We start from the raw sequence: 8,997 nt of genomic DNA on the forward strand, positions 1-8,997 counted from the left end.
CCGCGGTCGGCGCCCTGCTGGGCGACGTACGGGACTGGCCCGAGCGCGAGTTGCGGATCTCGGCGGTCGACGCGCGGACCGGGAGTCTCGAAGTGTTCGACGCAAACTCGGGCCCGACCCTTCTCGAAGCGGTCGCGGCAAGCTGTGCGGTGCCCGTGGTCTGGCCGCCCGTGACCGTCGCGGGCCGCCGCTGGATGGACGGCGGCAGCCGCTCAACCAGCAACATCCGCCTCGCCCGCGGCCACCGCCGCATCGTGGCGCTCGCGCCGATACCCAACGCCGTCGGTCCGCACCCCAGCGCCACGCAGGAGGCCGTCGCCCTGGCGGCGGACGGCGCCCGCATCACCGTCCTGGCCCCGGATCGCACCGCCCGCCGCGCGATGGGCCGCAACATGGTGGACGACTCCCGCCGCCCGGCTGCCGCCCGCGCCGGACACGCCCAGGCGACCGCAGTCGCAGAGACCGTGGCCGAGGTGTGGCACGGCTGACGCAACCACGGGTGGCGCCCGCCGAGAGGAGGGGCCTCGACGGCGATCATGGTCATCAGTCCTGATCGTGGCCCGAGGAAGGGTTCCGCTCGACAACCTGTTCCCGGCGCCTGGCTGTTTCCACTCCGTAGCGCCCGACTATGCCGCCGGTTTCCCGAAGCAGACTGATGAGCTCGGACGCCAGGCGGCAGTCCGGACGCTGCTCCGCCGCAGCAACCACGGCCGTGTCGACGGGTGACCTGAACCCGACCTCGGGAAACACCTGGCTCGCGACATCACTCCTCACAGGCGCAGCCTGGACAGGCGGACGAGCAAAGATCTGGCGCCCTGGGAGCGCGGGCGTTTCAGGTGCGTTCGGCGGTGAACGGTCCGCCGGTGCCGAAGGCCAGGGCGGCGAAGCGTTCGCCGATGCGGCGGTGTGTGGCGGCGTCCGGGTGGAGCTGGTCGGGCAGCGGCAGCTCGGCGAAGTCCGCCTCGCCATAGAGGTCGCGGCCGTCGAGGTGGTGCAGGTTCGGGTCGTCGGCTGCCCGCTGCTTCACGATGCGGGCCAGTTCCTCCCGGATGACGTTGAGCGTCAGCTTCCCGCTGCGCCGTTCCGCGGGGTCGCCCGCGGCCCGGAACTGCAGCTTTCCAGCGCTGAGGTTGCTGAAGTCGGGGGCGCTGGGGCCGGGGGTGTCCTCGTGGATGGGGCACAGGATGGGCGAGACGACCAGCAGCGGCGTGGTGGGATGTCCCTCGCGGATGGTGTCGAGGAAGCCGTGCACCGCCGGAGTGAAGGCGCGCAGACGCATCAGGTCGGTGTTGACCAGGTTGATGCCGATCTTGACGCTGATCAGGTCCGCGGGGGTGTCCCGCAGGGCGCGGGCGGTGAACGCGTCGAGCAGGGCGCTGCCGCCGAGACCGAGGTTGATCAGCTCCACGCCGCCGAGAGAGGCGGCCAGCGCCGGCCAAGTCGTGGTGGGGCTTGCGGCGTCGGAACCGTGGCTGATCGAACTGCCGTGGTGCAGCCACACCTTGCGGCCCTCGTCCGGCACGGCCTCGACGGCGGCGTCGGTGCGCAGGGCGACCAACTGGGTGATCTCGTTGTGGGGCAGCCAGATCTCCATGTCCTTCACACGGTCGGGCAGACCGGTGAACCGGACCGTGCCGACCGGGCCGGGCCGGGTTTCCGCCGACCCGGTGGTCATGTCCACCAGCAGCACGTTGCCGCCCGTCACACTGGCCTGCCCGGCCAGGCGGCCATCGACAAGCAGGTCGTACACACCGTCCGGACGGGGCGGCGCGCCCTGGTAGGCCATCTTGGTGCGGAGCGTGTCCAGCTCAACGGAGGTGGCCCGGCTACGGAACACCAGCCGTACGCCGGAGGGCTGGGCCTCCGCCATGGCCAGCTGCCCATCGGCGCACTGCATGCGCGCCCGGGCGGGCAGCCGGTGCGGCAGCACACCGTGCTCGGTGCGTTCCAAGTCGAGTGCGCCGCGCAGGAGGTCGGCGGTGACGGGCGTGGTGACCCAGTCCGTCGCCCGGGGCGCGGTGGAGGAGCCGGGGACGGGATCTTGCTGAGCACTCATGATCTCAGCCTGTCAACCGGGTTCCTGAATCCGCAAATGGCTTTCCGGCCCACCCATGGTCGGTGCCGACGGTCGCCGTCCACCAGACGGCCGGCCCGGGCGTGCAACAGATACAGGATCCCGCTCAGCCGCTGATCGGCTACAGCTGCATCCAGTCGTCGACGACCACTCAGCCTTACCCTGCCGTAAGGCTCCTTCTTGTAATCGTGCTGTGACCGTCCGTGGCATGTGACGTGTGACACGCCTGTGACAGTCGACGGACGCCGTCGTGAAGTCGCCCCGGCAGCCTTTTGAAAAGAGGGCAAAACGCAGTATTCGGGCATAAGCCCCTGCTTCCGAGGGTGTGAGCAGTGATGACCGGGCCGATCCGCCGGAGGGAATCCCATGAGCCTCGCACTCGCCACGCCGTACGCCGAAGCCCCCGCACCCGCGCTGGCTCCGCGTGAGCAGGAGACGCTGCGGCACATCGCCGCCGGACGCACCTACCTGCAGACGGCCCGCCACATGGGGCTCTCCAAGCACACCGTCGACGCCTACCTCCGCCGCATCCGGGCCAAGCTCAACATCAACACCACGGCCGAACTCACCCGACTGGCCATCTCCCTCGGCCTGTGACACCCGGCCACCCGCCCGTCCAAGCCCAGCGGCGACGACGGCTGTGCTCGCGTCTCATGCACGATCACGATCACACCACGGGCCGTCCGGCACCAGGGCGCCGAGCACTGCAAGCAACTGCGGCGGCTCAACCGGGTCCGGCAGCGAGCCGATCTCCGACCACGCGATCCAGGCGTGCGTGTCCAGGTTGGCCTGCTCGTCGGGGAGCAGGCCGGTCCGTACGAGCGATGGTTGCTCCTCGGCAAACTGAGCGACGAAGAAATGCTCCGACCCGACGTACCGCTTGCCGTTCCACTGCACATCACGGTCGACCGGCACCGACCGGTCAAGAACCGCAGCCGGGTCGAGTCCGGTTTCCTCGGCCAGTTCGCGTCGCGCCGCCGCCAGCGGCGTCTCGCCAAGCTCGATGCCGCCGCCGGGCGGCTCCCAGAGCCGTGTCCCGTCGAACGGATCACGCCAGAGCAGAAGAAGCAGGCGATGGGCGGCGTCCAGGCAGATGACCCGGGAGGCGGGCCGGAGCGTTGATTCCACCGCCCTGACGTTACGCGGTGCTCGGAATGTCGATGAAGGCCTGGGCTGTGTTGATCGACAGCTCGGACACGGGCCAGGACCTGTCCCACAAACGATCACCTGCTCGCTGAGATCGGTGTGCGGGTAATGGGTTTGCTGGGGTGCGGGGAGTACGGCGATGCTGAGCCCGTGCCTGGGCAGAGGAAGCGGAAGCAACATGAGCAGGAGAGGCGCCGGCGGGATGCTTCCCGCTTCGCCCCTGAGGCGGGACGCTGGGAAGTGCTCTTCGAGACCGAGGATGCGTCGGAATGGCGCGCTCAGGTTCGGCGCTTGCGAGCCGAGAACGAGCAGATCGACTGGACACTGGTCCGAATGGACACGCTCTGTGGGCGGTTGGTCCAGCCGACGACCTATCGGATGAGCTTGTTCGTCCCGACCGTTGCGCCCGTTGTCGTCCATGACCGCCACTGACAAGGGATCACGTGCCACGTGGAGGCGAGCTGACGGATACGGCGTGGGAGCGGATGGAACCGTTGCTTCCGCAGGTCGACGGGCGCGGTCGTCCGTGGCGTGATCACCAACAGGTGGTCGACGCGGTGTGGGACGCGGCCATGGCGCACACCTCACTGCCCATGCATGACGGAACGCGCGATGCGGAAACCCACGTCATCGACCTGGAAGGTCGGGTGGCTGCGGCGCCGCACCGAGGCCCGGCAACTCCAGTGCTCGTCGAACCACCCGCCGCCACGCAGCACCCGGTAGGTGCCGTAGACCTCGGGGTCGTAGATGTCCCAGCACCATTCCCACACGTTGCCGAGCATGTCGTAGAAGCCCCAGGCGTTGGGCTGCTTGCCGCCCACCTCGTGGATGCGTTCGCCCGAGTTGCCGCGGCACCAGGCGATCTCGTCAAGCGGCCCGTAACGCGGTCCGGTCGTACCGGCACGACAGGCGTGCTCCCACTCCGCCTCGGTCGGCAGCCGGTACCCGTCGGCGGACGCGTCCCACTCGATGCCTTCGCCGTCGGCATGAAGGTGGTAGGCGGGCGCGAACCCGTCGCGCTGGGACAGGGTGTTGCAGAACCGGACCGCGTCCCACCAGGAAACCCCCTCGACGGGTAGCTGGTCCCCACGAGCGGTGCTCGGCCGCCGGCCAGTGACCTGTGCGTGCAGCGCCTGGGTGACCGGGAACGCCGAGAGCCGGTAGGGCGCAAGCTCCACCGGCCAATTGCGCTGCGTCCGCCGGTCCGACAGCGTTACCTGCCCCGGCGGGACGGCGATCATCTCGTCCTCTGCGCTCACATCCATGATCGGAAGATCCTACTGACGCTCGTCTTGGGTGAGCTGCGGCAGGCCTTCCGCGCCCCGGACCTGGATGGCAAGCTCACAGCTCGCTCATCGAGTGCAGTTCGGCGAACTCGTCGGCGAGCATGCCCATCATGACGAGATCGTGGCGCCGACCGGCGAAGAACACCTGATCGCGGAGCCGGCCCTCCTCGATGAAGCCGAGCCGACGATGAAGTGCCAGCGATGCCGCGTTGTGTGCGAAGATCCGCGCTCCGCACTTGTGAAAGCGCCGCTCGGCGAACATGAAGCGCAGCAGCATCACGACAGCTTCTGCCGCGTAGCCCTTGCATCGATGATCAGCGCCGATCGTGACGCCGTACTCGAACCAGCCCGCACATGGGTCGGCGTGGTGCGAGCCGACAGCACCGACTATTTCCCCTGTGTCGGCGGCTTCGATTGCCAACTGGAAGCAGTTGCCGTCGGACTTGGCAGCGGCCTGCTCCTTCGCCCAGGCGCGGTGGCTCTCGGCGGAACGGGGTGGGTGCAGCGTGTCTCCCAACCGCTCGTCGTCCTCGGCGAAGCGCATGAACGCGGTCCAGTCGTCGGGCTCGATACCGCGCAGGCGTACCCGTTTGCCAGTCCAGAACGATGCCATCCCCTATTCGATCACGCTGCAACGCGCGAGGTCCAGACATTCGCCAACCGTCTGAGATGGCCTGTGACCTGGCACTTCGAGGTCACCGAACATGCCAGGTTCGAGTCGTGTTCGGCACCGGAGATCAAATGACCATGCCATGGGCGGCATGGGGCCGAGCCGAGGAGGCGCAGGCCCGCCGAACGTCACACAGATGGATGGCCTGCCATGCACCGGCCAGGGTCCGGCGGAGGGCTCGACGAAGCGTACGCCGCCACGTCCACCGCGCCTTCCCGTGGCGGGTCCGGCTTTCCGGGCCGGTCGTGGCGGATGATCGGCCTGACCGCCCTGGTACGGCGGGGCAATGGCACACACGCGTGCGGGAGGTCGCGGTGGCGGAGCATCCGGTGATCGGGTATCTCGTCTGGGCCGTACTGTTCGGCGCCATCTTCGCCTGGGAGGGCATCGGCCTGATCCGGGTCGACGACGCCTTCCCCACCCTCAGCGATGCCGTGCGCGCCGTCATGCGCCGTCCCGCGGGGCGATGGGCGCTTTTCGCCCTGTGGCTGTGGTTCGGCTGGCACGCGTTCGTCCGCGGCTGGCACTTCCTGCTCCGGGACGCGTCGTGATGATCCGTCGGCGCGGGGGAAGGGGCCGGCCGTGCTTCCCCTGCCGCTGAACATCTCGCTCATGCTGATCGGCTATGCGCTGGTCATGGGATACCTCGCCCTCGGCCTGCGCATCCTGCGCCGGCAGCCGTACGGCTCCTGGCAGCCTGCGCGGCGTCCGGCCCGGGTGGCCTCGGGGCGCGGGTGGCCGGGACTGATCCGCCAGGTGGCCGGCACCGCGGTGGGCGGTTATGTGCTGCTGATGGCCGTCGTGGCCGTGACCTATGAAGGTGTGGCGGGCCGGGGAGGCCGGCTGCTGGCGAGTGCGGTCACGGGTGGCGCGCTGCTCGTGGGGATCACGCTGCCGGTCTTCTTCCTCGCATCGTGGGTTGCCGTACGACTGCAGCATCATCGAAGGAGAAGGAGGGAGAAGAGCGCCGAGGAGTGAGGATGAGGCTGTCGTTCCTGGGGCCTCTGTATGCGGAGCCTGGCCCCTTCGTATCCGTGTACCTGGACACTTCGCGCGACATCGACCATCCGGAGCGGGCGATCGCGCTGCGCTGGCGCCGCCTGCGCGACGAGCTGACCCGACAGGGCGTCGACCGGGCGACCATCACGGCTGTGGAGCAGGTGGTGGGCGCGGACGCGGAGCTGCCCGGCATGCACGGGCAGGCCATCTTCACCGCCCACGGGGCGCTGGTGCTGGACGGAGAGCTGCCGAAGCCGCCCGCGCACGACTCGGCGCGCTACGGCACCTTGCCCGACGCGATGCCCCTGGTGGCGCAGCACGTTCCGGAGATCCCGTATCTGACCGCGGTCGTGCACTACGGCGGACTGCCCACCGCCGAGACCGAGGGCACGGTGACGGTGGTGGCGGAGACCGGTGTCTGGCCTGTTTCGAACGTCGCCCCGGGCGAGCGGCTGCACCGGCGGGTCCCGGTGGGCGAATGGCACGACACGGCCGTCCGGCTCGGCCACGAACTGGACCAGCGGGCGCGCCAGGACGGCGCCGACGCCTTCGTGATCGGCGGGGACGAATGGGCCTGCGGCGTCCTGGTGCGCAGACTGCCCGACAGGCTGCGGGACCGGGTCGTACGGGTCGGGGGCGAGACGCCGACGGACACCGGGCGGGCGCTCCTGGAGCCGCAGCTCGAAACGGTCTTCCGAGGACACATGGCCATCCACGACCGGGTACTCGTGGAGACGTTCATCGCCAGGCGGGCCCGGCACGGGGCCGCGGCCGAGGGTCTGGCCGCCACGGTCGCCGCACTGCAACGCGGCCAGGTCGCGGCACTGCTGCTCAACCGCCCGCCGGGGTCGTCCCGCTGTCTCTGGGCGGGCTCACAGCCCACTCAGCTGGCCCTGACGGAGGACGAGCTGCTGTCCTTCGGGGTACGGGCACCCCGGGAGGAGCCTGCCGACGAGGCCTTGGTCCGCGCGCTCGTGGGCACCGGTGCCGAGCTGGTCGTGGCACCGGAGCACGTGCTGCGCCTGCAGGAAGGCGTCGGCGCGCTGCTCCGGTACACCGACCCGGGGACGCCGTGCTGACGGCGGAGTCGTCATAGCGGACTCGTCCTGCCGACGGACCCGGCGCGGTCCCGGCGCGGTCCCGGCGCGGCCCCGCCGCGGGCTTGGCGCGGGATCGGCGAGGGCTCGCCAGGATGAGGGACTTGTCGCGCCGGCGCGCCTGCCGGGTGGCAGCAGCCCGGTCACGGCTTGGCTGCCAGGGGCTGCTCGGTGGCGGACGCAGGCGGCGACACGGCGAGCAGCGAGGCCGGCAGGGCCACGAACGCGGTGGTGCCGGAGCCCTCGGTCGGGCGTAGCTCGACCTGCGCGCCCAAGCGGGCGGCGAGCCTGCCGACGACATAGTGGCCGAGGAATCCCGTCGGTGCGACGAGGAAACTCTCCTCGCCTGCCAGCCGGGCGTTCGCCCGGGCCAGCCCCTCGGCGGACATCCCTATGCCGCGGTCCACGACGGCGAGGCAGTACTCGTCCACATCGCGCCAGCCGTACACCTCGACCGGCAGGTGCGCCGATGAGTAGCAGAGGGCGTTCTCGATCAGCTCCGCGAGCAGGTGGGAGAGGTCGGCGACGGCGTGGCCGCGGATGCGGCCCGGCTGGACGTCCGGCAGCACGACCCGCCGGTACTGCTCGACCTCCGAGAGCGCCGACTGCACCACCTCGAGCGTCGTGACCGTCCCCGACCAGGCACGGGGCGGGTCCTGTTCGCCGACCAGCACCAGGAGCGACTCGGCGTTGCGGCGCATCCGGGTGGCGAGGTGGTCGAGCTCGAAGAGCTCGCCGAGCGCGTCCGGGTCGATCTCCTGGCTCTCCAGCGTGGTGATCAGTCCGAGCTGGCGGCGGAGCAGACTCTGGTTCCTGCGGCCGAGGTTGGCGAGGGACTCGGACGTGTTGCGGCGCAGGGCCGCCTGCTCGGCGGCGAGGCCCACGGCCGTGCGCTCCACGTTGCGCAGGGCCGCGGCGAGCTGGGAGATCTCCTGGGCGCTGGTGTGGAACCTCGGCTCGTACGGAACGGGCGTGAGCGGTCGTGTGCCGGCCGGGTCCGGCTCCGCCTCCTGGATCCGTCGCACCGCCTCCCGCAGCCGGGTGCCGGCCACGTCGTCCGCCTCTTCCGCGAGCGCGCCCAGCGGTCGGGTGATGGAACGGGCCGAGAGCATGGCGAGGGCGGCCGCGACCACGACGATGAGGACTCCCAGCCCGATGAACCCGACCAGTTGCCCGGTCGCGGTGTCGCTGAGCTGCCCGGCCCGTGCCTGTGCGTCCGCGCCGACGCGTTGCTGTACGCCATACAGGTCGTCGACCAGGACCGTCATGGACTGCCACCACTGTGCGGGGTCCACTCCGGGACGTGAGCCGTCCGCGGCAGCGGAGGCCCGGTCCTCCAGGGCGAGGGCGCGCCGGGCATCCTTGGTCGCGAACGCCCCCTTGAGCGCCTTGCGCTGGACCGGTGTCGCCGACTGTTCGTACTGGCGCAGGGCCGCCACGCGGGCGGCCCGTACCTCGGTGAACTCCAGGTACTCGTCCCCTCGGAAGCGTCCGGCGGCGAAGACGCCGTTGAGCGCGCCGCGCTCCAGGGCCACCGATTCGGTGGCGTCGGCGAGCGCCTGCAACGCGGCCATCCCGTCGACCAGGGTCCGGTCGCCGCGGGCCGCGTCGGTGGTGTCGGCCGACTGCGCGCGGATGAACGCGGAGATCACGGCCGTGTAGTAGTCGAAGGTCTCGGTGCGGGCCGCGCTGCCGGCGTCGACGCCGGAACGCACGGCGACGAGC

General features: G+C 70.5%; 10 protein-coding genes. 5 read left to right on the forward strand and 5 right to left on the reverse strand.

Going from position 1 to position 8,997, the window contains the following annotated elements; genetic code table 11:
• A partial coding sequence (locus tag ACWGI8_RS32685; RefSeq protein WP_453666475.1) for a patatin-like phospholipase family protein occupies window positions 1-488 on the forward strand: 488 nt, incomplete at its 5' end.
• A 344-nt stretch (window positions 489-832) separates the two neighbouring features.
• Here the strand turns inward: ACWGI8_RS32685 and ACWGI8_RS32690 are convergent.
• Window positions 833-2,056, reverse strand: a complete 1,224-nt coding sequence (locus tag ACWGI8_RS32690) for a GDSL-type esterase/lipase family protein (RefSeq protein ID WP_453666477.1) — start codon at window positions 2,054-2,056, stop codon at window positions 833-835.
• Between the two features lie 384 nt (window positions 2,057-2,440).
• Between ACWGI8_RS32690 and ACWGI8_RS32695 the strand changes: the two genes are divergently transcribed.
• Complete coding sequence (locus tag ACWGI8_RS32695; protein WP_453666479.1) at window positions 2,441-2,671, forward strand: response regulator transcription factor; 231 nt, start codon at window positions 2,441-2,443, stop codon at window positions 2,669-2,671.
• A gap of 54 nt (window positions 2,672-2,725) precedes the next feature.
• Here ACWGI8_RS32695 and ACWGI8_RS32700 read toward each other — a convergent pair whose 3' ends face one another.
• The 3 genes from ACWGI8_RS32700 to ACWGI8_RS32710 all read right to left on the reverse strand — a co-directional run bounded on the left by ACWGI8_RS32700 (window position 2,726) and on the right by ACWGI8_RS32710 (window position 5,119).
• The gene (locus ACWGI8_RS32700; protein WP_453666481.1) at window positions 2,726-3,202 is read right to left on the reverse strand and encodes an NUDIX hydrolase; all 477 of its coding nucleotides are present in this window, start codon (window positions 3,200-3,202) and stop codon (window positions 2,726-2,728) included.
• A gap of 602 nt (window positions 3,203-3,804) precedes the next feature.
• Window positions 3,805-4,485 carry a formylglycine-generating enzyme family protein gene (locus tag ACWGI8_RS32705; RefSeq protein ID WP_453666482.1) on the reverse strand — a complete coding sequence of 227 codons (681 nt, stop codon included), beginning with the start codon at window positions 4,483-4,485 and terminating at the stop codon, window positions 3,805-3,807.
• Window positions 4,486-4,561: 76 nt separating this feature from the next.
• Window positions 4,562-5,119: a GNAT family N-acetyltransferase gene (locus ACWGI8_RS32710; protein WP_453666484.1), complete on the reverse strand. Its 558-nt coding sequence runs from the start codon at window positions 5,117-5,119 to the stop codon at window positions 4,562-4,564.
• Window positions 5,120-5,490: 371 nt separating this feature from the next.
• Between ACWGI8_RS32710 and ACWGI8_RS32715 the strand changes: the two genes are divergently transcribed.
• The 3 genes from ACWGI8_RS32715 to ACWGI8_RS32725 are packed head-to-tail and all read left to right on the forward strand — an operon-like array spanning window position 5,491 to window position 7,254.
• Window positions 5,491-5,727: a DUF6186 family protein gene (locus ACWGI8_RS32715; protein ID WP_453666486.1), complete on the forward strand. Its 237-nt coding sequence runs from the start codon at window positions 5,491-5,493 to the stop codon at window positions 5,725-5,727.
• A 31-nt stretch (window positions 5,728-5,758) separates the two neighbouring features.
• Window positions 5,759-6,154, forward strand: coding sequence for a DUF6256 family protein (locus ACWGI8_RS32720; RefSeq protein WP_453666488.1), 396 nt, complete (start codon window positions 5,759-5,761; stop codon window positions 6,152-6,154).
• A 2-nt stretch (window positions 6,155-6,156) separates the two neighbouring features.
• Window positions 6,157-7,254 (forward strand): baeRF2 domain-containing protein, encoded by a 1,098-nt coding sequence (locus ACWGI8_RS32725; RefSeq protein WP_453666489.1) that lies wholly within the window; start codon window positions 6,157-6,159, stop codon window positions 7,252-7,254.
• Window positions 7,255-7,415: 161 nt separating this feature from the next.
• On the opposite strand, the gene ACWGI8_RS32730 is transcribed toward ACWGI8_RS32725, so the two are convergent.
• A partial coding sequence (locus ACWGI8_RS32730; protein WP_453666490.1) for a sensor histidine kinase occupies window positions 7,416-8,997 on the reverse strand: 1,582 nt, incomplete at its 5' end.

The sequence above is a fragment of the Streptomyces sp. NPDC054841 genome (assembly GCF_053611045.1).

Bases quoted from the DNA above. Each gene is read 5' to 3' on its own strand.
- ACWGI8_RS32695 (WP_453666479.1), top strand. From the start codon at position 2,441: ATGAGCCTCGCACTCGCCACGCCGTACGCCGAAGCCCCCGCACCCGCG.
- ACWGI8_RS32705 (WP_453666482.1), bottom strand. From the start codon at position 4,485: ATGGATGTGAGCGCAGAGGACGAGATGATCGCCGTCCCGCCGGGGCAG.
- ACWGI8_RS32725 (WP_453666489.1), top strand. From the start codon at position 6,157: ATGAGGCTGTCGTTCCTGGGGCCTCTGTATGCGGAGCCTGGCCCCTTC.
- ACWGI8_RS32690 (WP_453666477.1), bottom strand. From the start codon at position 2,056: ATGAGTGCTCAGCAAGATCCCGTCCCCGGCTCCTCCACCGCGCCCCGG.
- ACWGI8_RS32710 (WP_453666484.1), bottom strand. From the start codon at position 5,119: ATGGCATCGTTCTGGACTGGCAAACGGGTACGCCTGCGCGGTATCGAG.